This window comes from Plantactinospora sp. ZYX-F-223, assembly GCF_039649625.1.
Classification (GTDB): Bacteria; Actinomycetota; Actinomycetes; order Mycobacteriales; family Micromonosporaceae; genus Plantactinospora.
This window is the reverse complement of the sequence record NZ_JBDJAV010000017.1, coordinates 18,566-42,001: the sequence shown is the minus strand read 5'-3', so window position 1 is coordinate 42,001 and position 23,436 is coordinate 18,566. Positions and strand designations below refer to the sequence as shown.

Here is a 23,436-nt window from a genome sequence, read left to right as displayed (position 1 = left end):
CTGGACACGTCGTCGTTCCGTGGACGTCCACTCGTCGTCATCCTGCAGGGCCCTTCGCGTTGATCGGGGCATCCGGTCCCTAACCAGGCGTCGACGCGCTCCCTCCGAGTCCCTCCGAGTATCCACGCGGAGGCGGTTGTCGCCGATTACGCTGGCGGCGTGGGAGGACAACCTCGGGTTCGTGTGCAGGGGGACCTCTATCACCCGGTGGTGCCGCCCGGTGCCGTGTATGTGGGGAGGCAGGGGTTCGGGTTGCGGCGTTCTCCCTGGGCCAATCCGTTCAGTCTTCGTGGGCATGATCGGGCTGAGGCGTTGCGCCTGTACCGGCAGTGGCTGGTGGGGCAGCCGGCGCTTGTCGAGCGGGCGCGGCGGGAACTCGCGGGAAAGCAGTTGGCGTGTTGGTGCCGCGTTGAGGACGCCTGCCACGCTGATGTTCTGGCCGAGATCATCGGTTGACGTGTGGTCCTTTATCGGGCGGTGGGCCGTCTGGGCGCGTAGACGCCGCCGATGCTGAAGGACTGCGGTCTTGCCGCTTGGTTGCCCACGTAGAAGGCGACGTCGCGGTCGGCGGCGCAGAGCTGGTCGAGGAACTTTTGTCGGAGTTGATCCGCAGCCTCCGCGTCGGTGAGCTGGGTCAGACGACGTTGGAGGGCGACGAATTCCCAGTCCCAGAGTGTCTGCTGGTGACCGCGGCAACGGCGGTCTGCGCATCGGTAGTGGTAGGCGCCGGTGAACCGCGGTGCCTGGAGAGGGCTGCGCTTGGACGGCTCCAGTAGGTCGAGCTGGTTAAGGTAGCCCGCGATCTTCCTGTGGTCCTCGGCCGACCAGCCGGGATGGCGCTTGACTCGTAAGGCCGAGATGTCGGCGGCGCGGATCAATCCGATCGATCGTGCGCTCGGGTCGTCGCGGGCCTGCTGGTTGAGCCGACACATGGAGTCTTCGACGAGGGGATCGAGGAGATTTCGACGCGACTGCTGGTTGGTGATGTGCCGCTCGGTGGTGATGGTTTCCACGATCGGCTTCCAGCTTTCGCGGCGCTGGTCCTGCCTGGACGGCAGTGCGTCGAGGTGGACGATGTCGTACTTACGGAACTTGCTGTCGTCGGCCAGATCGCGGAAGTGGATCGGGTAGAGCCGAATCCAGCCTGTCCAGGGCGGTTCCAGGCCGAGCGCGCCGACGCAGACTGTCTCCCCGTAGCGCGCGGAGGGATTGGGAGCCGCCTTCACGGTGATTAGGAGGCGGAGTGCCGTTGGTCGTGTCAGTACTGGCTTCGATGGCGGATCCTCGTCCGCGCCCGGTCCCCACAACGGAAGTTGTCCCACCAGAACCACCAACATCGCTGAATGTGGCTTCCTGTGCACTTCTCGTTACATAGAGAGTCTCACATCTAAATTCGCCAGGCGCTAGCCATCGGAGGCGATGTGGCCTCTGCCTGAGTTCACCTGAGGGTGGTGGTGACCAAGGTCGTCAGGGCATCAAGGTGCGCGCAGTGTTCCAGGAGCTCGCGGTCGACTGCGCCGAGCTGGCCGTACTGGTCGAGGAAGCTCGCGCGAAAGTCTGGGCGGTCGGGCCATATGCGGGTGGTGAGGCGTACGAGGTCGCGGGCGGGCAGGTCGTAGCGGCTGTGCTCGAAGTCGATCAGGCGAACGACACCGTCGTCGCCGTAGATCATGTTTCGGGGCATGAAGTCGAGGTGACACGGCGTGGCCGGTAATGGAGCGAGGTCTTGGAGGGCTCGCATGTGGGCGCGTACCTCGGCGCGGTAGCCGAGTGTGATTCGATTACCGGCTTGATGGATCCAGTGCTCGGCGCGTTCGGCGAGCCAGGCCGTCCAGTCCGGTTCCAGTCGTGGGGGTCCGGCGGCGTGGAGTGTCCGCAGTAGCAGCCCCGCCTGGCGGTAGGCGTTTCGCTCAACCTCGGGATCGAGCTTCCGCTGGCTGAGGGGGATACCTGGTACGGCGGTGATGGCGATCGCGGGCGGATCGTCGGTTGCCGCCAGTAGGCGAGGCGCCCGGTCGCCGAGGGCCGATATCCAGGTTCGATAGGCGTGCACCTCCTGCGTGTGCCGTTCGTGTGTGCGGTGTTGTTTGACGATGACCTCGCCATGCTCTGCGGTCGAGGCACGGAGCACCTGAGTGCCGGCGTGGCCTAGGTGCCGCGTGACGGGTACCGCGTCGGTGTCGAGGAGGCGCCGGCAGAGTTGGAGAAGATCGGTGCTCATCGTCGGGGTTCGAGGTGCCGGGTGTCGTTGTGGGCGACGAGTTGCCAGATGGTGCGGCCGAACCGGTTGGTTGGGCGCTGCCATCGGGTGACCGAGGCGTGATCGGTGACGAAGCCGAGCCGTAGGCAGGTGTTCTGGGGGAGTGCGAGGAGGAGGTGGTTGGCTGCCTCGATGGTCTCGCCGTGGGCGGCGATGAGGATCCTTTGGCCGTCGTGCCGGGCGAGGATCTTCTGTAGGGCGCTGATTGCCCGGTCGAGGTACTGGTTCCAGGTTTCGGAGCCGTTGGCGTACGGCATGTCCGGATTGTGTTGTGACGGACCCTGAAAGGCAGTCTTGATGTCTGCCCACGGTCGGCCGTCGGCGTCGCCGTGGTCGGGGCCGCGAAGTTCCGGCTCGACCGAGGACGGCAGCCGGAGCGCATCGGTGATGATCTCGGCGGTCTCGACTACCCGACGCCGGGGCGTGGAGTAGAAGACGGCGTAGGGGCGATCGTCGTGTTCAGTGGCAAGCCGGGCAGCGAGCTGGGTGACCTGGTGGCGGCCCTGGTCGGTCAGTCCGGTGCAGCCGCGTTCGCCGCCGACGATTCCGGTGACGTTGCAGGCAGCTTCGCCATGGCGAGCGATAACGAGTTCGGTGCTTGGGGCCATCGGCAGGACTCCTTCGGGACGGTCAGGTCGATGCGAACGGGTCGGGCCAGGGCCGGACGGTGGGCCACGGGTGCCGGTATCCGTTGGTGCCGAGGTACCGGAGCGTCAAGAGGTGGTGGAGTTCGGCGTACTGCCGCAGTTCGTCAAGGGCGCAGAGGTTCGGTGCGATCGCGGACTGGTAGGCATGGACGCAGCCCATGACGGTGTGCTGGCTGAGTCGGCCGTACGTCATCGAAGCGGTGACGAGCAGGCCGGCCAGGTCGTAGCCGAAAGGGGCAAGGGTGAGATCGTCGAAGTCGACGACGGCGACGCTCTCTCCCTCAACGAGGTAGTTGCGAACGTTCGGGTCCTTGAAGAAGGCCGCAGACCGGCCAGGCCGGTCGAGAACAGCGTCCAGTGCGGCCAGGTCTACGCCGGTGACACGTGCGGCCCGATGCAGCGCCTCCCGACGCTGCCCGGTGAAGTCGGGAAGCACCTGCCCGGTCGACGTGGTGTGCGGTTGGTCGAGGCGCGCGGAGTGCAGCTCCCTCCGGTACGCGGCGTCGTGCAGTCGACCGAGTGCGGACACCACGCGAGGCAGGTCGGGCACCTCGGGTGTCCGACCCGGCAGCCGCTCGAAGGCCAGGTGACGACTCGTCCGTGCGACCAGGTGCGGGAGGCGGACCCCGGACTCCAGCGAAGTGAGCCAGGCGTAATTGGCCGCCGCTGCCGAGCAACGTTGTGGGTCGTCGTACCGCTTGAGGAAGAGGTTGCTGGTCATGGCCGTGCCGCCAGGGCATAGCTGACGGTGGACCGGGTCGGATACGGCGGCACCGGCAGCCGTTCCCGGAGGATCGCGGCCAGTTCAGCTAGCCCACCCGCCGAAGGAATCCGGTATTTCGGGGTCGTGGCGAGGTATCGGGCGAGGTGCGTGGCGTCCGCGAACTCGAAGACGTGCTGCTCGTGCAGGACATCGAGCACGGTGAAATGAGTGGCGGCGATGTTGACCAGGTTGCCGCTGTGGAAGCTCTCGTAGAGGCTCGGCCGGCGGGCGGCGTCGGGGTCGAGGCTCGCTGCTTGGACGAGCTGGTCGAGTTCGGCGTAGCTGTCCAGCGACTTGGTCACCAGGACGGCGACACCTCCGGGACGGAGGCAGCGGGCGATCTCCGCGACGACGACGGCCGGTGTGGTCGAGTGATAGAGACAGAAGGCGGCTACCGCCGCGTCGGCCATCGCATCGGGCAGCGGTAGGTGGTGGAAATCGGCGCAGACCGTCGAGCCGACCTCATCGGCTTGGGCCAGCCGGGTCTGGACGGTGTCCAGCAGTGCGGCCGAGGCGTCGACCGCGATAAGCCGTCGAGGGCGGAGACCGGCAGCGATCCGGAGCGTGGTGGTGCCTCGCCCGCAGCCGATGTCGAGCACGACCGCACCGGGCGAGGTCCGCTGGGCGAGTAGGTCGACGACGACTTGGGCGGCGTTTCGCCCAACGGTCCTGGCTTGGTGCAGCGCGCGGGTGCGTTCCGCGAGCCGGTCGTCGGTGCAGTACAGGTCGCCGTGGACCAGCGCGGGGTCGAGGAACGGGTTAGCCGACACCGGCCGCCTCCCGTCCCGGCCCGGTTACGTCATCGGCTGGGCTTGTTGTCGTAGCCGGTCGACCAGTCGGTTGGCTTGCCGGCGGGTGCGCAGTGAGATCAGTCGGACGTGCGGCCCGTGTTCCCGGACGAGGGTCTCGACCCGGGGCCGCATGGTGCGTCGGTAGCCGAGGATGTAGCGGACGAAGTTCCAGGTGATTCGGTCGTAGACGCCGTCGGCCTGGTGCTGGCCGCCCCGGTAGCGCAAGCGGCGTTGGGCGATGCCCCAGAGGCAGGTCAAGGCGGGTAGGTCGAGGAAGATCACGGTATCGGCGGCGGCCAGCCGGATGGGTAGGGTGCCGGCGTAGTTGCCCTCGATGACCCACCGCTCGCCCGCGACGAGTTTCTCCTGCTGAGCAGCGAACTCGTCCTGGGGCAGCGGGTTCCACTGCTCGTCGTAGTAGATCGCGTCGAGGTGGGTCAGCGGCGCGTCGAGGATGAGGGCCAACTGCCGGGCGACGGTGGATTTGCCGCTGCCGCCGCAGCCGATGATGGCGATCCTGTCCATGGTCCTCCAGGGTAGGGGCGGGATGAAGTGATGTCGGGCGGACACGGCGGCTCATGACGGCACCCGGTCCGAATGGCGCAGAAGATGGTCGAGTACGTCGAGTTGGGCGGAGAGCCGGAACGGGGCGAGGCGGCGCAGGCAGTCGGCGATCAGGTTGGTGTGGTCGTTGGTGCCGGCGATTTCGGCAAGCCAGCCGACCCGGTCCCGTACGTCGGTGGCATTGGTGACGTGCAGACTCGCCGGTACGAGTCCGGCGGCGCCTCGGACGGTGGTAGGCAGGAGCGGGGCGCAGCCGGCGAGGACCGCCTCGAAGATCCGCTGGGTGATCTGGCCGACACGGGCGTAGCGGTCGGGTAGTAGCAGCACGGTGGCGAGAGCGTTGGCGTGGATCTCGGTGACCTGCGGGAACGGGACCCGGTCGATGAAGTTGAGGCCGGGCCAGCGGTTGGTGTCGGGCCACTTGCCGGCGATCAGGTGGGGTAGCTGCGCGGCAGCGGGAGCGAAGAAGGTGTCGAACGCGTCGTCGCGGTCATACTGGTTGCCGACATATACCAGTGGGGTCGGCCGGGGGTGGGCGGCGAGTGCGGCGGGATTGGCAGTGTCGATGGCAGCATCGGCGACGGGGAAGAGCAGCGGCACCGCCCCTGGGCTCGGATGCAGCGCAGGCTCGCAGATCGTGACGTGGTTGAGCTGGCGGAGTGAGTCATCCGGGTCGAGCTGTCGGTCCTTGTCCCAGATGATCGTCGGGATGCCGAGTTCGACGGTGTAGCGGGTGAGAAGTTCGGCTTGCCGGTGAAGATCGCAGGTGTGGCCGGGCCGGCCGCAGGGCGTGGTGTTGCGGTCGGGGATGGGCCAGCGCCATTCGAGGAACAGGACGTCGATGCCGGGCAGGTCGATGGCCCACCGATAGTGCTCGGTGAGGTCGTCTCCGGCTTCGTCCAGGTCGCGGTTGCGCTGGAGGAACAGGATGTCATGGCCGGTGTGGCGTAGGCCGTCGATGAGTGTGCGGCGGTGGCTGCGTCCGCCGTCGGGGGTGTCGAGGATGCCGGGGCCGAGGAATCCCCAGAAGCTGTAGCCGATCAGCACTTGGTCACCCACCAGCCTTCGATGAGCAGAGCGTCCAGGCCGGTCGCGGTGAGGCAGGCGAGCGCCATTTCCGGAGTACCGCAGATTGGTTTGCCCTTGACGTTCAGCGAGGTGTTGATCAGGACGGGGTGTCCGGTGATCGCGCCGAAGGCGGTCAGGACGCCGGCGAGAAAGGGATGCTGTGCGTGGGTGACGGTCTGCACCCGGGCGGTGCCGTTGGCGTGGACGATCGCGGGTAGGTGGGTGCGGGTCAGGTCGGTGACGGGGGCTGCGATGGACATGTACGGCGAGGGTTGACGCAGCTGGATGTAGTCGGCGGCCTTGTCAGCGAGGATGACCGGGGCGAACGGCCGGAACGGTTCGCGGAACTTCACGGTGGCGTTGAGCCGGTCCACGACTCCGGGTGAAAGGGGTGAGGCGAGGATGGACCGGTTGCCCAGCGCGCGTGGCCCGGCCTCCAGCGGGCCGGCGAAGAGCCCGACGATCGCCCCACTGGCGAGCCGCTGGGCAAGGTGGTGGACCGGATCGTTTAGGCGTTCGGCGGCCAGGCCGGGGCGCGGTTCGGCGTGCAGGGTCAGCTTCGGGTACGCCGGGCCGAGGTAGCAGCGCTGTTCGACGCCGGTGGGTGGCCGGCCGGTCGTGTCGAGCCAGGCGGCTGCTGCGGCGCCGATGGCGGTGCCGGAGTCTCCAGGCGCGGGCGGTACGTGCACCTCGTCGACGATGCCGGCGCGGGTGATGATTCCGGCGGCGACGCAGTTCATCGCCACGCCGCCGCCGAGGCAGAGTAGGCCGGATCCGGTGAGCCGGGTGGCTCGCCGGGCCAGGTGCAGCATCACCTGCTCGGTCCGTTCCTGAAGTGCGGCGGCCAGGTCGGTGTGCACGAGTTCGACCGGTGCGCCCGGCAGGCGGGGCGGGCAGGTGGCGGCAGCGAATGCCGGTGTGGTCCGGCCGTACCGGCTGGAGAGCACCCGCAGCGGCAGCAGGGTCGGATCGAGGGTGAAGCCGTTTTGGGTGAGGCGGATCGCTCGGCTCATCAGGCCGTGGAAGCGCTCCGGGTTGCCGAGCGCGGCCAGTGCCATCACGGTGCCTTCCTCGTCGCCTCGACGCCAGCCCAGGTGCTCGGTGACGGCGCCGTAGGCGTAGCCGAGCGATGCGGGGTCGTCGACCGCGTCGTGCAGAGCGAGTTGGAAGGATCGGGTGTCGTGCTGTGCGGCGTGCCAGATGGTGGTGGTCTGGAGTTCGCCGAGGCTGTCCACGACCAGGACGGCCGCGTCGTCCACCCCGGCGGCGAGGAAAGCGTAGAGGGCGTGTGCGCGATGGTGCTCTATCAGCCGGAGTCGGGCGTGTGGGAACCGTCGGGACAGGTCCCGCATTCTGGCCTGGTAGCGGCGGCGGACGGTGAGAAAGCTGCGAGCACGGGGCACCGCCCGGGCGCGCGTCACGGAGGCGGCCAGGTGCGCGGGCAGTTGACCGAGCGCGGGCAGGTATCGGCGGCCGTCGAAGTTGTACGCGACTGTCGTTACCTGGTCTGCGGTCAGCCCAGCCTCGGCCAGCAGCCAGGCGACGGCGTTGGCTGGGTATGCCTTGCTGTGCTTGACCCCGTCGAGTCGCTCCTCTTCGGCGAAGCCGATCAGGTGTCCGTCGACCAGGAGCGCGGCTGCCGAATCGTGCGTGTACGCGCACAGGCCCAGCACGACGTCGGCGTGGCGGCTGTCCGGTCGCGCCCTCATCCTCGTGCGTCCTGCGTGGCTGTGGCGACGGCCGGGGCGAGGTGGTCGTACCAGCTTGAAAGGGCCTGGCCGAGCGGGCCGGGAGTGGCTGCGGCCAGCTTCCGCGCCTGGTCCCGGTCGCCTGCCTTCCAGAATCGGTAGCTGCTGAGGGTCCGGCCGAACGCGTCCCAGACCGGCCCGTCTGCTGAGTCGGTGGCGCCGGAGATCACGCGTTGGAGAAGGGCGTCGAGGTCCGCCCAGGGCACGGTGACCGGCGCCAGTTCGGCGTCGCCGGGCAGACCGTGCAGGCAGGCGGCGGCTGCTTCCGTGTGGTCGGCATAGAGGTGCAGGGAGTCGACGTGGTGGTGGTACTCGCCCAGATCGACGCCGAGCCAGCCGGCCATCAGCTCCTGAATCAAGGTCGTGGTGAAGATGTCGTACGGGAAGCCGAGCCACAGGTCCTGGCTGCGCATGCTGGTGTGCATTACGAGCCGGCTCTGGCGGATGAAGAAGCGGTAGCCGAGAGTGCAGGGCACGTCCCGGTATCCCCGGTGGTCGCGGGACGGGTCGTAGAGCTGGATCACGGCTCGCCGGGTGTCCCGGTCGGCGTGCAGTTGCCGTCGTACAGCGTCGAGTTGATCGACCGTGGCGTCGAGTTGGTCGATCCGGCCACCCCACCGGCGCAGCCGCGGGCCGTAGGCGCCGCGGAGCACGCCGTCGTCGGCGTACTGGCGGAGGTTGTCGTTGTAGTCGAAGATCCATGGGTCGTCCGAGCCGGAGAGGATCCAGAGCGCCTCGGCAACGGCGAAGGCCGGGTTGATCACGCGGGCTGGTGGTACGTGGACGATCCGTCGTCGGGGATTCGTCAGGCAGAGGTGGGCGCCGATGACCTCGGTGGTGGCGTGGTCGCGTGGGGATGCGGCGCGACCGTTGAGTAGTACGGCCTGGCAGGCGGCGGTGAAGAGTTCGCTGGCTGAGTCGGCGGTGAGAACGATCATGGGTGGGCTCCGTTGCGGGGTTCAGGAGGTGAAGGTGGCGAGCCGGTCGCGGGACAGGTCGATCAGCCAGGCGGACTGCCGGGCGAGTCCCTCGTACAGGCCGACGGTGGGCCAGTAGCCGAGCAGCCGGCCGGCGCGGGTCAGGTCGGCTGCGGTCGCCGGAACATCGCCCGGCTGGGCGTTCATGACCTTGATCGGTACCTGCCGGCCGGTGACCTTCGACGCCTCGTCGATGACGCCGCGCATGGACACGCTCGCGCCACCGCCGACGTTGACGACTGCGGCCCGGACGTCGAGATGAGCTGCGGCGATGGTCGCGGTGACGACGTCGCTGATGTAGGTGAACTCACGATGCTGACTGCCGTCGCCGAAGAGGGTCATCGGAAATCCGGTGTATGCGGAGAACAGGATCCGACCGATCACCATGTCGGGTCGCTGCCGAGGCCCGTACACGGTGAAGTAGCGGAGTGCGACGACGCTGAGTTGGCTGTCGGGGCGGCGGGCGTAGGCCAGGCAGAGGTGCTCGGCGGCGAGCTTGCTCACGCCGTACGGGGATATCGGAGAGGTCGGGTCGCCCTCCCGGCTTGGCCGGTTCGTCGGGCCGTAGACGCTGGACGACGACGCGAGGACCAGCCGTCCTACGCCCTGCCGGACGCAGGCGTCGAGGAGTCGATGGGTGCCGAGGACGTTGGTCTGGGCGTAGTCGAGAAAGTCGCTGCCCCAGGACTGACGGACGCCGGGCCGGGCGGCGAGGTGGAAGACGGTGTCGCAGCCCTTCACCACGTCGTGGAGTTGATCGGTGCCCAGGTCGAGGTGGTATGGCGTGAACGACGGATTGGAGACTGCGGCGGCGAGGTTCTCGTCCGCGAGGGCGTGGTCGCCGAGTCGGCGACGGTCCAGGCCGATCACCGTCACGCCTCGGGCCAGTAGCGCGTCGACCAGATGCGAGCCGATGAACCCGGCCGCCCCGGTCACCAGGACTCGGAACATGGATCGTCACGCCTCCTTTCGTGTGCTGTGTTCGAAGATCAGCAGCCAGGCGTGGGTGAGCAGGGGAGGATCGACCGCTGGAACACCTGCTCGACCGATCGCGGTCCGGCGGCTCCCGCATTCCTGTCCGTCGGCGTCGTTGGTAGCCGTCGTGGCGGCGTTGCGGGAGAGGTAGACGGTCATTGCCGTGCCGTCTGCATGCCGGCTCGCTGGTAGGGGGTGTGCCGGCGGTGCGTGTCGGAGAGGGTCCGCTCGTGGTCGATGTGGCGGACCCGCCGGGGGGGACAGCGGGTCCGCCACCGCAAGGCTGCGGGTGGGAGCGTCCCGCCGGTCACCCGCCCGCGCAGCCCTCGTGGCAGTACGCAGGCGAGGAGACAGCCTCACGACACTGGAGCCATGAACCACCGCCGCAACTAGGCGCGGGCCCGAGATCGTCTTGCCGAGTTCGATCAACGTGTCCACGATCTACCCCCTGAGCTGTTGCCGATTCGGGCTGGCCGTGTAGCCGCCGTCGGGCGGCACCGTTCGAGGCTCGGCAATAGCGAACCGTCTGTGGCCATCGGTCGGTACCGTCCACTGCCCGTCCAATCGCAACCAGCTAGTGACGACCCGTAGCCGGACTAGCTAGCGTGATCTACGTCGATTGGCGATGCCCGGAGGTGTCCGATGGCGGAGCGGCGCTATCCCCCGAACCGGCGGCTCGCGTGGGAGAGACTCCAACGCGGGTGGTCGTACGAGGAGATCACCGAACGAATCCGTAGTGAGATGAGCCGCGCCGGCGAGACCGACACCGGGCTGAACGCCAACACTGTCCGACGCTGGGAGATCGGCGAGCGGTGGCCGGACCCGCGCTACCGCAAACACCTCGTCGCGATCCTCGGCAAGCCAGCGAGCGACCTCGGCCTGCTCACCCCCGACGAGCTGGCCGTACGCCCGGAGGCGGAAACACTGCACGAGTTCAGGAGGTTGTGGGACATGCTCACCGGAGACGACAACGGCAACGGCTGGGACCGTGCGTCCGTACTACGCGCCCTCGTCGGAGCCAGCATGCTGCCCCTGGTCGCGCCACTGCTGTCCCTCGACCCCGACGCCGCACACGCCGACGGCAAGTCCGTCGACCCGGACGCGTACCGGCAGATCGTGCGCTGCCAGCGGGAGTTGTACTGGACCAGCCCGGCCCGGCCGCTCTACGAGGCCGCCTACGCCCACACCCAGCTCGGCATCGGGCTCCTGCGCGCCGCCGCCACCGGCACCAGCCGCGCCAGCCTCGCCAGCGCGCTCGCGGAATCCGCGCTGCTCACCGCCCGGCTCGCCTTCTTCGACCTCAGCCGGCCCGCCATCGCCGAACGCTGCTACGACGTCGCCCTCGCTGCCACCCGCGAAGCCGGCGACCACGCCCTGGCTGCGGTTGTTCTCGGCCACACCGCCTTCATTCCCGCGTTCGGTCACGACCCGGCCGGCGCCCGTCCGTTGATCGACGCAGCCATTCAACACACCTGGCACGGTGTCAGCCCCATGGTCCGCTCCTGGCTGCACTGCGTCGCCTCGGAGGTGGAGGCGCGGGCCGGAGCGGCAGCCGCCAGCCGCCGGCACATCGATCTGGCGGCAGGGGCGATCGACGGCGACTCCACCCCACCCGAATGGCTCGACTTCTACGACAACGGCCGCCTGCACTCCTTCGCCGGGTACGCAGCCCTCGTCAGCGGCGACCACCGCGAAGCCGCCGTCCAACTCGACCAGGCGCTCGCCGGGCTCACCGGTACCAGCGCGAAGCAGCGCAGTGTTGTCCTCGCTGACCTCGCCACCGCACACGGCAGTGACGGCGACCAGGTCGCCGACTACCTCAACCAGGCCATCGACGCCCTGCACACCGACTGGTACGGCATCGGCCTCGACCGGGTCCGCGCCGTCCGGCCCCTACTCGGCGACAGCCGGCACGGTGCACAGCTCGACGAACGCATCGCCGCTCTCACCGTCGGTCGAGCGGCTCTTCCGGGTAGTTAGCCGGCCGACTCGTTGTGCTTGCGGACGAGGTCGGGCAGTTCGGCCAGCGAGTCGAGCTGGAACAGGCAGCGGTCGCTGACTGTCCTGTCGTCGAGGATGTAGCCCCACGGGCCGCGACGGACCAGGGCGGTCGCGATCCCCGCCTCCTGCGCCGGACGGATGTCGTTGTCCAACCGGTCGCCGACGTAGAGCACCTGATTTGCGGGGCAGCCCGCCTCGGCCACCACGCGTTCGAAGAACGCTGCGGACGGCTTTTCGACACCCCAGCCGTCCGATGTGCCGATGACGTCGACCGGTAGGTCGAGGGCACGCAGGATCGTCTCCGCCCGCGCGGTCTGGTTGCCGGCCAAGCCGACCCGCAGCCCCGACTCGCGCAGCGCGGCGAGGCACGGTCGGGCATCCGGGTACAGGTCCTCCTCGGTGAACGACTCCGGCTGTCCCGCCGCCGTCCGGCGCTCCCGCTCCACGGCCAGGTCGAACCCTGGGCGGAACACCTGGAACGTCTCCCGGTAGTCGAGGCCCCGAGCGATCACCGCCCCGAAGACAGCTGAGAAGGTGTGGCGCGGTACGCCGAGCCAGTCTGCCCAGGTCCCGTACTCCCGGGACTCGTCGACGATCGTCTCGCCTACATCGAAGAACACGCTCGCGATCACACCTCGATTGTGCCCCCGGACACGCAGAGTGATCTACGGGGGTCTGCGTGCCCGAAGGTCACCGGTCGCAGACGAGACGGCCCGGCGTATACCGCGACGACGGAAGGGCAAGCGAACGGAGCATCGCGGGAAGTTGGCACATCTGCATTCCCCGGAATCTAGGCACCGCCGTCGGACCACGGCGTACTCGCCCGGACGGATCGATGCGCCCCTGCACGATCGATGGTGCCGGCGAGGCTCGTGAGCTGTATCGCAGCAGCTGAATGGCCTTGACAAGGAAGCTCTGCCGAGAGGTACTGGATGGACGTTCCCCGTGCGGCGGTCTTGATCGCCGGGCTTCAGAGGTCGATGGGTGGGCGCTCCGTAGGAGCGCTTGCTTTCGTTGCTAAGTCCGTGTGAGCGGGTCGGCGACGGGTGTCGAGCGAGCTACAGGAGGGCTGAGATGAAGGATCTTCCCCCGGCGGGTTGAGCCGAAGCCCTACCCGGCCGCCGCAATGTCACGCGGCTGCAGGAGTCCCCGTCACGGGCTGTGACGAACCCGGATACCGGTGCGAACGCCAACCGCCCTGTCCATTGCTGTCCATCTTCGCCTGCGCGACTGTGCCGCTCGCGGTCGTGCCGACCGCTGCTGCCCTGATCCGCCTCATGCCAGGCGGTATCCCGGCCTACCTGTTCGTTGACACCTCCACAGTGACACCTCCATGGCCGCTGATAGCGCGGCCCGCCCTGCCGGGCGTGACCCGGCAGGGCGCCGGCTACCTGCCGCACGCCTCGATCAGGCGTGCGGGAAGTACGGCCGGCGATCCCGTGACGGCGTCGTGCCTGTCGGCACCGTCCAGACCTTCAACCAAGGAGTTGCGTTGTTCTCCCACTTCTTCATTCCGCCGCTTCGGCTTCCGGCCGTTGGCGGTGACAGATTCCGGCTTGACCTCGGTTCGGGCGTCCGTGTTGGCGTCCGGGTTGGGGTCAGTCTTCAGCCGGACCCCCGAACTGACCCCCGACCAGCGGTCACACCGCAGGTCATGGCGTCTGTCAGAACCTGCTGTTTGTCCTGCGAGAGACCCTGCATGGTCTCGGGTCTCTCCCCGGGGACCCGCTTCATGAGGATCGACGAGGAGGTGAGATCCGGTGGATGACCCCGTCCTTCGCGTTCAGTCCCAGCTGACCAACCGTGACCAGGTGCTGCTGAGCTGGTTGTACGACCACGGGGTGCTGACCTCGTTCCAGATCGCCCACGCCTTGTTTCCGTCGTTGGATTTCTGTCAACGCCGGCTGCGCACGCTGCACCGGCTACGGCTTGTGGCCCGGTTCCGGCCACAGCGCGCCGACGGCGGCTCGTATCCGTACCACTACGTCATTGACCAGCTCGGCGCCGAGGTCGTCGCCGCAGCGCGGGATGAGCGGCCGCCACGGCGCGATCACGCCCGTGTCGAGCGGCGGCGCTGGACCTCCAGCCGCAGCCTGGCTCACCGGCTCGGGATCAACGGCTTCTTCACCGACCTGGCCGGCTACGCCCGTACCCATCCGGAAGCGGAACTGTGCCGATGGTTGCCGGAGTCGGCGTGCGACCGAGCCGGAGCCTTCACCAGCCCCGAGGATCCAGGGCTGATGCGCGCCTACCAACCCCGAATACGACCGGACGGATACGGCCTGTGGGCCGAGGACGGCACTGAGGTGCCGATCTTCGTCGAGTACGACTCGGGCGGTGAGCAGCTGTCGGTCCTGCTCGGCAAGCTGATCGGGTACCAGAAACTGTTTGCCATGATTGGACGGGTGTGGCCGGTGCTGTTTTGGTTGCACTCCGCAGCCCGAGAACGCAACCTGCGACGCCTGCTCGCCGAGGAGGCGCCGCCGCTGCCGATCGCCACCGGCGCACGCGATCACGCCGCCTCGGCGGGGCTCTCTCCGGCTGACGCGGTCTGGGCCATCGCGCACGGAAACGGCCAGCGGTACCGGCTGGTTGACCTCGCCGCGTACGTCGTCGACCTGCGACACGAATCGTCGGAGGCGGCATGAGCCGTGCCATCCGATCGCCAAGAGGCGGCCTATTCCTCGCAGTCTCCGCTGACAGCAAGAGCGGGGATCTGTCACCCGGCTGTCACGGCAAGACTTGCCAGCGCGGACAGCGCCGTGACAGATCCGGATCCTTTCCAACACCACCCTTTCCGAGGTATCGTCCCGCGCCTTCGTCTGGGCGGTACCCGTGCTCGTGCGCGATCGTCCCGATGATCACCAGATTGAGAGGTACGGACATGATCTCCGTCCCCGTGCAGACCATCTCGGCACCTGTAGGTGCCGGCGCCGCTGCGGTCCGGACGGAGGAGGTGGTTCGCCACGACTACGCCGCAGAACGATGCGGACGGTCCCCGGCGGACGGACCGGGCTGAGGGAGCCGTCCAGATCCTGATCATGCTCGCGATCGGCGGGGCCGCCGGTGCAGCGAGCTTCACACACGTCCACAACGTAGCCGCAGCACACGGTCAACCAGGATGGCTCGCCTGGGCGGACGCCATCGTCCTGGAACTGATGTCCATCGCAGCCGGACTCGAGCTGCGGCGTCGCAAACGCGTCCACGCCTCGACGAGGTTCCCGGCGGTCGTACTGGGCTGTGCGGTCACGCTTTCGCTCGCGGCGCAGGTCGTCGAGGCTGAGCCCTCGCCGATCGGCTGGATCGCCGCGGCGGTGCCGGCACTCGGCTTTCTCGTCATGGTCAAGGTCGCCCTCGGCTACACCGGCACGGCGACCCGGAGCGACGCAACCCCGTCCGCCCCACACCATCCGGACCGGACCGCGGACGTCGAGCTGTCCGCCAGACCGATCGGCGCAGCCCCGCCCGCCGGACCGGTGGGGGAGCGGTCCACCGCTCGGACCGTCCGCCCGTCCGGCACCAGCCATCGACGAGACGGACGGACCCGTCACCGCAACACAAAACATCGCGAGTGGTCTACGCACCGCTCACCTGACGCAGACGAACTGCTGCCCGCAGCACGACACGTCCGGGACCGGCTCGCCGCGGACGGGGAGCCGCTCACCCGGGCAGCGCTCGCCGATGCTCTCCGGTCCGCCGGGCACACCGTCTCCAACACCCGGGTATCCGATCTCCTCAAGACCCTCAAAGCCGAGTCGTCCCTGCCAGCGACTGGGTCCAAGCGCAGCCGATCTTTACCGGCAGGGACGCCGCTGAAAGCCGATCAGTGGTCGGCGGGCACCAGCCCACTCGACCGCGCGACCGGCACCACCGACCTGCCCGAAACGGACGACAGCCATCGATCCGGCGAAGCCGAAACATCCCAAGACGATCAGGAGCATCTCGATCATGAGCACCCGCGTAAACTCAACTGAGCAGCCTTACCGCGCCACGGCAAACACCGCGTCCACCGTCCCCGCCGCCGGACCCGCGTCTATTGCTGCCGAGGTGTGGACCGAGGAACGCCTCCGTGCCCTGGGCGTGACCACCACCCTCGCCACCGCCGCGTCCGTACTCGGGATCAGTCGATCCCAGGCGTACCGGCTCGCCGCCACCGACACCTTCCCCACACCACTGATCCGGGCCGGCACCCGCATCATCGTCCCGGTCGCCGGCCTGCTCCAGCTCCTGCTGCTCGAAAGCCCCGCCCTGGCCGCCGACGACCGGCGACTTGATCGCACCGGCGAGGCGAGCGTGGATGCAACGACCAGGCCGCCAGCGGACTACGCCCACCACCGCTGGCGGCACCGCGTCGAGCACCCAGGAGACGATGAGTGAAGGGATCCATCTTCAAACGCTGCGGCTGCCGCGACGCCACTTCGGGCCGGCGACTGGGGCGCTCCTGCCCTCAGCTCCGCCGGCCCGGCGGTGGCTGGTCCCGCAGCCACGGCCAATGGCACTGGCAGATCGAGGTCCCCGCCCGCGCTGACGGGAGCCGCCGGCCGCTGCGGCACGGCCCGTACCCGACCCAGGCAGACGCCGACGCGGTTCTGGACCGCATCCGCGCCGCGCTCGCAGTCCCCGACCCCACTGACCCACACGCTACGGTCAAGACCGGCGACCTCATCGAAACCGCCGCCAAGACCGGCGCACCCATACCCACGCCGGATCAGATCCGCCGGGCGCTGCACCTGGACATCACCCCGACCGAACTGCCGACCGTCGGGGAGTACCTAACCGACTGGCTCGCCGGACGTAAGAACATCAAGCAGGGAACCCTGCGCTCGTACGAGGGCCACGTCCGGCTGTACCTGATTCCGTACCTCGGCCACCTGCGCATCGACCGGCTCAGGCCCGGCCACATCGACGCGATGTACGACGCCATCGACGAACGCAACACCACCATCGACACCCTCCGCGCCAGTCGAGACCAGGTCAAGCGGGACCAGGTCAAGGGTCAGCGCATCGTCGGCCCGGCGACTCAGCACCGTATCCACGCCACGCTGCGTAAAGCGCTCAACGACGCGATGCGCCGCCACCGGCTCATCGACATCAACCCCGCCCTCGTGGTCGAACTACCCCCGGCCCGGGCACCGAAGCCGACCATCTGGACCGACCAGCGTGTCAAGACCTGGCGCGACACCGGCAAGATCCCCAGCCCCGTCATGATCTGGACCCCCGAACAGACCGGACGATTCCTCGACCGCGCCCACGACGCCGGCGACCGCCTCTACGCCCTCTACCACCTCATCACCTTTACCGGCCTGCGCCGAGGCGAAGCATGCGGCCTGCACTGGGACGACCTCGACCTCGACGCCCGCACCCTCACCGTCCGCTGGCAACTCGTCCAACATGGCTGGGCCACCGCCATCGACACCCCAAAAACCACCGACAGCGAGGCCACCGTCGCCCTCGACGCCGAAACCGTCACCGTCCTACGCGCCCACCGCACGCGGGAACACCGCGATCGCCTTGCCGCTGGCGCCGCCTGGACCAGGACCGGGCTGGTGTTCACTACCCCGACCGGCGGGCGGCTTCACCCCGCCGATGTCACCGACCATTTCCACCACCTCGCCACCCAAGCCGGACTGCCGCCTATCCGCCTGCACGACCTGCGCCACGGCGCCGCCGCCATGGGCCTCGCCGCTGGCGTCCAGATGAAAGTCATCTCCAACCGACTCCGTCACTCCAGCCCACACTTCACCGCCAAGTTCTATGGAGACGTCCTCCCCGAACTCTCCCACGCCGCAGCCGAAGCAACGGCCGCCGTCGTCCCACGCCGCGGTGGTACCGCAAGGCCGGCATAGTTCGCGGGTTCACCGCCTATCAGCAGCGTAGGGCCAGCCGACGATGTCGTCGGGTGGCCCTACGCCGTGTGAGCGGTCTGACCATGTCGCCGCTTCCTGAAGACTCTCACGCCAGGAGTCGGCGAGCTCTCGAGGACCTTTCGGGCAGGGTCGAGGTTGCCGAAGCGTTGACACTGCGATCCGATTGGCGAGGTAGGCATCCTCTACGGGCTTCAGCAGTTCGTTCCAACGGAGGTAGGTGGACGCAGCAGCAAGGCCGCGCGCACGGTCGGCTCCGAGATCGGCAAGCCAGCGCCGAAAGCTCCAGGGCGAGACAGTTGGGGAGGGTGTGGGCGCTGAGGCACACTCCCAAATGGACCGCGCCCAGGCAAAAGCGTTGGAGGCGCTTCTACGGCCGGTCCAGCGCCGGAGGCTCATTGCGGGCAGCAGGACTGTCGCACGACACCGTTGGAGCTGCATGGAGGCCTCACCAGGGTCCTAGCTACTACTAACTTCTTGAGCGGCGGAGTCGGCGCCAGCAGATGATGGCGCAGGCGAGGGCGAGGAAAGCTTCGTGGATGTCGTCGCGGATCTCCCAGCGGATGAGCAGGCGGCGGAGCCAGTGCAGCAGGGCGATCATCTGCTCGGCGACCCACCGCCTGGTAGTGATCCCGCGCCGACCGCACCAGGGCGCGTCCACCGTCGGCGATCGCGACATCGGCCGCTGCCCGCGACCGTGCGGCATCTGCCTACAAGCCGACACGGCTGCTGCCGCCCATCATGGTCTACCCTGGACAGACCAGCGAAATCAGCCGAACCCCATCAACTTCGTTGAGCCGGTAATTACTAGGCTAGGAAATTCGATCGCGCAGAGGAGCCTGCATGACCAACCTTATACCCGGCGTCGGCGCAGGCTCGTTGCTGAACTCGCAGTTGTTGGCGGACGACCGATCGACCCGCATCGGCGCGATCTACCGGATCGGCTACACCGAGGCTATCGTGCTCACACACGACCGTTGGAAGTTCGATGCGGGTGGCATACCCCAGCATTCGTTCCTGCTCGCCACGGCCCAGGACATCAACACCCCGCAGGTCGATGACGACGAAGTCCTGCTGCTGCGCGTGGAGGGGACGTCGTCGCTGTCGATGGAGAGCGACCTTCATGCCGTGCGCGAGGAGTCCCTCCGCGCCGCCCTCTCTAGCAGCCAGAACCCATCGCCGTCCGTCGTTCTCGACCTAGAGATGGACCCGTTCACGAAGAATCGCGTTTCCTTCACCGGACTACGCTGCAGGATTCTCGGCACCTTCTACGAGGACGACGTCGAAGGCCAGAAGGTGCTCGAGTTCGGCGCCGATGTGGACAACTTCTATGCCACATCCACCTACCGGGTGCTGAAGCCGGTCGGCGAGGGGCTCTCGGCAATTGCCTCGTACCTGAAACCGACGGATCGCCCCGTGGACCGCGTCCGTATCGGCGCTGTTCGGTACTCCGCGACTCGTCGCCGGGCAAAGGCGTCGAAGCAGGCCACGGCTACTGTCGAGGTCAACATCCGTGATTTCATCGGTCACAAGACCGCCCTCCTGGGCATGACCCGGATGGGCAAGTCGAACACCGCGAAGATTATCATCGCTCGCACATTCGCCATCTCGGAGCGTCAGCGCTCTGTAGGCAAGCGTCCCGTGGGGCAGTTGATCTTTGATCCGCAGGGTGAGTACGCGAACCCGAACACCCAGGACGGCACCGAAATCGCTGCCATCGGCGCGAAGCACGTCCGGATCTTCAAGTTCGGTGCGGACGGGTCGCAGCCGCACGTCAAGCCTCTCTCAATCAACTTCTTCTCCGAAAACCAGATCGACGCGGTTCAGAGCCTCATCTCCGGCGAGCTCAGCACCGATGACGCGGGCTATGTAAAGGACTTCGCGGGTGCGTCCTACGCGGATGTTCCTAACGATCGGTCCGCTACCACGCACGCGCAGCGGGCGAGACTCGTCCTCTACGGAGCGCTTATGCGCGCAGGCTTCGAAGTGCCGCCCGAGTTTCGAGCTCGTATCAACATCAAGGCCGAGTTTCAGCAGGTCATCACGGGCAAGCTCCGCCGCAACCCGTTCACCCAAGCGGGGTCGACGGCCAACATGGTGACCGTGGGCGCCTCGAACGTGGAGGCCGTCGTAGATGCAATCGTGGAGCTTCGCGAGGCGGGCGACGCCAACGCCGTGGACTTCACGAAGAACGTCCGATGGACGAGCGTGGAACCGATCTTCACGACGAAGAGCCAAAACCGCAACGTACGCGGCTGGAAGAACCTCAACCCGCTGCGGCCATTCCACAGCCCTCTGACGATGAATGACCCCGCAATCGAGATCTATGACGAACTCCTTCAAGGGCGCATCGTCATCGTCGACCTGCACGTCGGAGCCAGCGCGATCACCAAGGCCCTGAGCGAATCGATCACTGCTCGGCTACTTGAGCGCCAGACCGCCGTCTTCACGGCAGGGCAGGAGCCCCCGGCCATCCAGGTGATGCTCGAGGAGGCCCATAATCTGTTCTCGTCCGACCGCTACAAGGACGACCGGGATATCTGGGTCAAGCTCGCCAAGGAGGCGAGCAAGTTGAACCTCGGCATGACGTACGCGACCCAAGAGGTTTCGGGCGTCGCGCACCAGGTGAAGGCCAACACGGCCAACTGGGTAGTTGCGCACCTGAACAACACGAAGGAAGTTCGTGAACTCGCCCAGTTTTACGACTTCGGCTCGTTCTCCGATGCCATCATCGCCTCCGAAGACCGCGGCTACGTAAGACTCAAGACCCTGTCATCGCCGTACATCGTTCCGGTGCAGATCGATCGCTACGATTTGGAACTCGTCAACGAGGCCCGCGCGTCCGCGGGTGATCCTCCGTTGACTCCGAACGGCGATGGGTCGGCCGCCTGATGCCATACGAGACCGTCGGTGGGACCCATGAACTCGCCTCACGCCTCGGGCACTCGACCGCTGCGGTCCGTGCCATCGCCGATCAGCGTACGTTCCACGTCCCGTCTGAGGTGCTGCGCGATGTCGAGGAGATCCGCAAGCGGGTCCGGCACCGCAGCGACTTCAATTCCCCAACATTGCCGCTGTCGTCTGCGCTCGCCGTCGACGGGTCGTACGTTGTTGAGCGGGTGCGGGATGGATTGCCGTCGGTGCTGTACGGGTTCGCGCAAGCTGCGGCGGCGTATCTTGACCTCAGCATCCTTGAGACGCAAAAGGCACAGCGGTTCGTCGACCCGTACGAGGTCGCAAGAGCCGTCAATACGGCGCTCGTGACGCTCGACCTTCCGGTCGCTGGCGCCTACACCCGTGAGAGTGTCGACATCGCGACCTCGTGGCGAGAGGCCATCGACCAACTCTTCCGTACGAAGAAGGTCGAAGTCAATCGCCTGAATCAGACCTTGCTGGAGCTGCTCTTTCTGTTACAGGGGAAGCCGGGCGTGCCCGCGTCAACGGTGCCCGTGAACTGCCCGACCGAAGATTGCAGCAAGGACGTCGGCGTCCCGCCGGCCGGAGCCGCTTGCGACGCGTGCGGCAGTTGGCTGTTTCCCACGGACGTCTTACGCATCCACGAGGAAGTGGGCGAGGAGGGAAGCAACCAGTCCGCCCTCGGCCGACTCATGTCGGTTGTCGAACTCCTTGTGCTGGTCGGGCTGGCCACCCTACTTTGGGAGCAGTCCCGTCAGGAGCTACTGCCTACCACGCTATTCATCGTCGATGGCCCCCTTGCCGTGTACGGTCCTCCGGCCAAGCTGCGAGGCCGTGCCCTCGACTACTTCCAAGCGATGGCCTCAACCACACCCGGCGTGGGTCCATTTGTCTGTGGTATTGAGAAGTCCGGTGCCATGGTCGACTACGCGCGGCAGTTGGCTCGCCACGATGTGCTGGTCCCTGGCGATCTGCTTGTTTGCGACGAGCAGATCATCGCTCGCGTCACCAACGCGGCCAATGCTCGTGCATACGGCAAGGAGACCTACTGGGGACGCAAATTCGTTTATCGGGCGCTCGACGGGCGGGTGATCGTCCCGACAGTCATGCCACCGTCCGGTGCGCCATACGACGCGAACGGGGGACGGCCTGACCCAAAGGACTACCCCACGCTCCCAGCAATCCTCGACGTTGTCGACCGAACAGGCTCCTCCATGTACGTCGATGGGATCATTCCCGTGGCAGCTGCGCATGGAAAGGCAGCGTTCCCCATCGGCGTCGGCACCGACGTACTGCGCTTGGTGGCCACCAAGCGGCTTGGTCTCGACCCAACGTCCCGCAACACCGGCCTGGTACCATGATCGCCGTGACAGTCGCCGTACGCGATCAGGAGTCGGCGCGTACGGAAATTCTGATTCCGGTTGGAACGACTCCACGCAAGATCGACCACGCACCGGCCGAGGTCGCACATCCTCTTGCCGCAGGTCGGTACCAGAGTCCGCTGCGCTACCCGGGTGCCAAGAGTGGTCTGTCGAATGTGATCGGCGAGCTAATCTTAGCGGCTCAACGGTCCGCTCAAGTCAGGCGAGTCGACCTCCTGGTGGAGCCCTTCGCTGGCGGCGCGTCGACCACCCTCAGGCTGGTCGGTGCGGGCATCGTCGAGCGGGCGCTACTTGCGGACGCAGATCCGATGGTGGCGGCCTTCTGGCAGGTGGCGGCCTCCCGGACGCAGGAGCTTGTCGAGCGGATCGCCGACGAACACGCAACGTACGTCGCTGCCGGTGGGGCGACAGCACTGGCGCGCTGGGACTACTGGCGCGCCTGGACGGCGGCTCCTGGTACCAGTCGTTCGACTGAGGACCTCGAACTCGCCACGAAGTGCATGTTCCTGAACCGAACCACCTTCTCAGGGATCCTGCATGGGCAGGCTGGCCCTATCGGCGGTCGCGCACAGACCTCGGAGTACGGCATTGGATGCCGATTCAACCTCAAGAGCCTAGTCGAGCGGCTCGAATACATCGGTCACCTCTACGAGACGAGAAGGATCGCAGACGTCTGGCGATCGGACTGGAAGACCACGCTCCACGGCGTTGCCTCGCACTATAAGACGCTGCTCCCCGACCGCGTTGTCGCGTACCTCGACCCACCTTACCTTTCGAAGTCGGGGAAGCTCTATCGCGGTTCGTTCGATGGTCAGGCAGCGCAGGCGGGTAAGGATCTCGATTGGATGGGCACGCTCCAGCACCACCACCTGGCGGAGTACCTCCGGCGAGAAATGCAGTACCGCTGGATTCTGTCGTACGACTACGACGAGCGGCTGCTCACAGAGGACGCATTGTATGCAGCGAAGGCGATGCGCCCGTCGAAATCCGGTCGCGAACTGAATGGCGTCAAGGCCTGGCATATCAGCAAGCGCATCGTGACACTGAACTACACTGCGTCCTCGCGAACGGGGCGCGGCCCGGCACAGGAACTTCTGCTCACCACGCTTCCGCCAGCAACAGTGCCGACCAACGAAAGAATGCTGGCCGAGTTGCCGGACTGATCTGTGGGCGGCTCTATGTACGATCGATCATTTGCGTCCGTCAGAACCCGCGTGTCAACCATGCCCTGACGCCAAAGGTCCACGCGGGCAGCACTCGCGACAGCAGGATTCGGATCTCAGCAGGTCCTCCAGGGTCCCGACGTCCAAATCCGCGCAAGGTAGGCCTAGCCACTATTCGAAACCGTCTTGGTCAGACTTAACATGCGAACGACAGTTCACGCGCGAGCCTCTCGAAGCTTTCGACTGGCTCGGACAGTCGCCCGGTCCACAACGGCGAAGAAGCCACAAGCGCGGTCGCCGTGCGACATCAATATAAT

The 23,436-nt window shown here is 67.1% G+C and carries 22 protein-coding genes; 9 read left to right on the top strand and 13 right to left on the bottom strand.

Annotation, left to right across the window (positions count from 1 at the left end; all coding sequences use genetic code 11):
* Positions 1-159 precede the first annotated feature (159 nt).
* Positions 160-456: a DUF4326 domain-containing protein gene (locus AAH979_RS18575; protein WP_346259380.1), complete on the top strand. Its 297-nt coding sequence runs from the start codon at positions 160-162 to the stop codon at positions 454-456.
* A gap of 11 nt (positions 457-467) precedes the next feature.
* Here AAH979_RS18575 and AAH979_RS18570 read toward each other — a convergent pair whose 3' ends face one another.
* The 11 genes from AAH979_RS18570 to amcA form a co-directional block, all read right to left on the bottom strand.
* Complete coding sequence (locus tag AAH979_RS18570) at positions 468-1,337, bottom strand: hypothetical protein (protein WP_346259379.1); 870 nt, start codon at positions 1,335-1,337, stop codon at positions 468-470.
* Between the two features lie 101 nt (positions 1,338-1,438).
* Positions 1,439-2,221, bottom strand: a complete 783-nt coding sequence (locus AAH979_RS18565) for an aminoglycoside phosphotransferase family protein (protein WP_346259378.1) — start codon at positions 2,219-2,221, stop codon at positions 1,439-1,441.
* Entirely contained in the window at positions 2,218-2,868 is a 651-nt protein-coding gene (locus AAH979_RS18560; RefSeq protein WP_346259377.1) for a histidine phosphatase family protein, read from the bottom strand. The genes AAH979_RS18565 and AAH979_RS18560 overlap by 4 nt, the downstream gene beginning before the upstream one ends.
* Before the next feature lie 22 nt (positions 2,869-2,890).
* Positions 2,891-3,628 carry a phosphotransferase gene (locus AAH979_RS18555; RefSeq protein ID WP_346259376.1) on the bottom strand — a complete coding sequence of 246 codons (738 nt, stop codon included), beginning with the start codon at positions 3,626-3,628 and terminating at the stop codon, positions 2,891-2,893.
* Positions 3,625-4,440, bottom strand: a complete 816-nt coding sequence (locus AAH979_RS18550; protein ID WP_346259375.1) for a class I SAM-dependent methyltransferase — start codon at positions 4,438-4,440, stop codon at positions 3,625-3,627. Before AAH979_RS18550 ends, AAH979_RS18555 begins: the two co-directional genes overlap by 4 nt.
* Positions 4,441-4,464: 24 nt before the next feature.
* Positions 4,465-4,986 (bottom strand): topology modulation protein, encoded by a 522-nt coding sequence (locus AAH979_RS18545; RefSeq protein ID WP_346259374.1) that lies wholly within the window; start codon positions 4,984-4,986, stop codon positions 4,465-4,467.
* 51 nt (positions 4,987-5,037) lie between these two features.
* Positions 5,038-6,084: a hypothetical protein gene (locus tag AAH979_RS18540; RefSeq protein WP_346259373.1), complete on the bottom strand. Its 1,047-nt coding sequence runs from the start codon at positions 6,082-6,084 to the stop codon at positions 5,038-5,040.
* Positions 6,066-7,802, bottom strand: coding sequence for a carbamoyltransferase C-terminal domain-containing protein (locus AAH979_RS18535; RefSeq protein WP_346259372.1), 1,737 nt, complete (start codon positions 7,800-7,802; stop codon positions 6,066-6,068). Before AAH979_RS18535 ends, AAH979_RS18540 begins: the two co-directional genes overlap by 19 nt.
* Positions 7,799-8,779 (bottom strand): thymidylate synthase, encoded by a 981-nt coding sequence (locus AAH979_RS18530; protein WP_346259371.1) that lies wholly within the window; start codon positions 8,777-8,779, stop codon positions 7,799-7,801. Before AAH979_RS18530 ends, AAH979_RS18535 begins: the two co-directional genes overlap by 4 nt.
* A gap of 21 nt (positions 8,780-8,800) precedes the next feature.
* A complete protein-coding gene (locus tag AAH979_RS18525; protein WP_346259370.1) occupies positions 8,801-9,769 on the bottom strand; it encodes an NAD-dependent epimerase/dehydratase family protein in 969 nt (322 codons plus the stop codon).
* A gap of 6 nt (positions 9,770-9,775) precedes the next feature.
* Entirely contained in the window at positions 9,776-9,952 is a 177-nt protein-coding gene (gene amcA, locus AAH979_RS18520; RefSeq protein ID WP_346259369.1) for a multiple cyclophane-containing RiPP AmcA, read from the bottom strand.
* A 483-nt stretch (positions 9,953-10,435) separates the two neighbouring features.
* Here amcA and AAH979_RS18515 point away from each other — a divergent pair, with 483 nt between their 5' ends.
* The gene (locus tag AAH979_RS18515) at positions 10,436-11,773 is read left to right on the top strand and encodes an XRE family transcriptional regulator (protein WP_346259368.1); all 1,338 of its coding nucleotides are present in this window, start codon (positions 10,436-10,438) and stop codon (positions 11,771-11,773) included.
* Here AAH979_RS18515 and AAH979_RS18510 read toward each other — a convergent pair.
* A complete protein-coding gene (locus AAH979_RS18510; protein ID WP_346259367.1) occupies positions 11,770-12,426 on the bottom strand; it encodes an HAD family hydrolase in 657 nt (218 codons plus the stop codon). The genes AAH979_RS18515 and AAH979_RS18510 overlap by 4 nt on opposite strands.
* A 1,128-nt stretch (positions 12,427-13,554) precedes the next feature.
* Here AAH979_RS18510 and AAH979_RS18505 point away from each other — a divergent pair.
* The 4 genes from AAH979_RS18505 (at position 13,555) to AAH979_RS18490 (ending at position 17,640) form a co-directional block, all read left to right on the top strand.
* The gene (locus tag AAH979_RS18505; protein ID WP_346259366.1) at positions 13,555-14,442 is read left to right on the top strand and encodes a replication-relaxation family protein; all 888 of its coding nucleotides are present in this window, start codon (positions 13,555-13,557) and stop codon (positions 14,440-14,442) included.
* 393 nt (positions 14,443-14,835) lie between these two features.
* Positions 14,836-15,768, top strand: coding sequence for a DUF2637 domain-containing protein (locus AAH979_RS18500; RefSeq protein ID WP_346259365.1), 933 nt, complete (start codon positions 14,836-14,838; stop codon positions 15,766-15,768).
* Positions 15,743-16,171, top strand: a complete 429-nt coding sequence (locus AAH979_RS18495; protein ID WP_346259364.1) for a hypothetical protein — start codon at positions 15,743-15,745, stop codon at positions 16,169-16,171. Before AAH979_RS18500 ends, AAH979_RS18495 begins: the two co-directional genes overlap by 26 nt.
* On the top strand, positions 16,168-17,640 hold the full coding sequence (locus AAH979_RS18490) for a tyrosine-type recombinase/integrase (protein WP_346259363.1): 1,473 nt from the start codon (positions 16,168-16,170) through the stop codon (positions 17,638-17,640). Before AAH979_RS18495 ends, AAH979_RS18490 begins: the two co-directional genes overlap by 4 nt.
* A gap of 487 nt (positions 17,641-18,127) precedes the next feature.
* Here AAH979_RS18490 and AAH979_RS18485 read toward each other — a convergent pair whose 3' ends face one another.
* Complete coding sequence (locus AAH979_RS18485) at positions 18,128-18,337, bottom strand: hypothetical protein (protein WP_346259362.1); 210 nt, start codon at positions 18,335-18,337, stop codon at positions 18,128-18,130.
* A 164-nt stretch (positions 18,338-18,501) separates the two neighbouring features.
* On the opposite strand from AAH979_RS18485, the gene AAH979_RS18480 reads away from it, so the two are divergent.
* From AAH979_RS18480 to AAH979_RS18470, 3 genes are read left to right on the top strand one after another with little or no spacing between them, the layout of a single operon-like run.
* Complete coding sequence (locus AAH979_RS18480) at positions 18,502-20,550, top strand: DUF87 domain-containing protein (RefSeq protein ID WP_346259361.1); 2,049 nt, start codon at positions 18,502-18,504, stop codon at positions 20,548-20,550.
* Positions 20,550-21,935 (top strand): hypothetical protein, encoded by a 1,386-nt coding sequence (locus AAH979_RS18475; protein ID WP_346259360.1) that lies wholly within the window; start codon positions 20,550-20,552, stop codon positions 21,933-21,935. Before AAH979_RS18480 ends, AAH979_RS18475 begins: the two co-directional genes overlap by 1 nt.
* Positions 21,936-21,940: 5 nt before the next feature.
* On the top strand, positions 21,941-23,119 hold the full coding sequence (locus AAH979_RS18470; protein WP_346259359.1) for a DNA adenine methylase: 1,179 nt from the start codon (positions 21,941-21,943) through the stop codon (positions 23,117-23,119).
* Positions 23,120-23,436 lie beyond the last annotated feature (317 nt).

Bases quoted from the DNA above. Each gene is read 5' to 3' on its own strand.
- AAH979_RS18485 (WP_346259362.1), bottom strand. From the start codon at position 18,337: ATGTCGCGATCGCCGACGGTGGACGCGCCCTGGTGCGGTCGGCGCGGG.
- AAH979_RS18525 (WP_346259370.1), bottom strand. From the start codon at position 9,769: ATGTTCCGAGTCCTGGTGACCGGGGCGGCCGGGTTCATCGGCTCGCAT.
- AAH979_RS18515 (WP_346259368.1), top strand. From the start codon at position 10,436: ATGGCGGAGCGGCGCTATCCCCCGAACCGGCGGCTCGCGTGGGAGAGA.
- AAH979_RS18570 (WP_346259379.1), bottom strand. From the start codon at position 1,337: ATGTTGGTGGTTCTGGTGGGACAACTTCCGTTGTGGGGACCGGGCGCG.
- AAH979_RS18495 (WP_346259364.1), top strand. From the start codon at position 15,743: ATGAGCACCCGCGTAAACTCAACTGAGCAGCCTTACCGCGCCACGGCA.
- AAH979_RS18535 (WP_346259372.1), bottom strand. From the start codon at position 7,802: ATGAGGGCGCGACCGGACAGCCGCCACGCCGACGTCGTGCTGGGCCTG.
- AAH979_RS18500 (WP_346259365.1), top strand. From the start codon at position 14,836: ATGCTCGCGATCGGCGGGGCCGCCGGTGCAGCGAGCTTCACACACGTC.
- AAH979_RS18560 (WP_346259377.1), bottom strand. From the start codon at position 2,868: ATGGCCCCAAGCACCGAACTCGTTATCGCTCGCCATGGCGAAGCTGCC.
- AAH979_RS18565 (WP_346259378.1), bottom strand. From the start codon at position 2,221: ATGAGCACCGATCTTCTCCAACTCTGCCGGCGCCTCCTCGACACCGAC.
- AAH979_RS18555 (WP_346259376.1), bottom strand. From the start codon at position 3,628: ATGACCAGCAACCTCTTCCTCAAGCGGTACGACGACCCACAACGTTGC.
- AAH979_RS18475 (WP_346259360.1), top strand. From the start codon at position 20,550: ATGCCATACGAGACCGTCGGTGGGACCCATGAACTCGCCTCACGCCTC.
- AAH979_RS18530 (WP_346259371.1), bottom strand. From the start codon at position 8,779: ATGATCGTTCTCACCGCCGACTCAGCCAGCGAACTCTTCACCGCCGCC.
- AAH979_RS18545 (WP_346259374.1), bottom strand. From the start codon at position 4,986: ATGGACAGGATCGCCATCATCGGCTGCGGCGGCAGCGGCAAATCCACC.
- AAH979_RS18480 (WP_346259361.1), top strand. From the start codon at position 18,502: ATGACCAACCTTATACCCGGCGTCGGCGCAGGCTCGTTGCTGAACTCG.
- amcA (WP_346259369.1), bottom strand. From the start codon at position 9,952: ATGACCGTCTACCTCTCCCGCAACGCCGCCACGACGGCTACCAACGAC.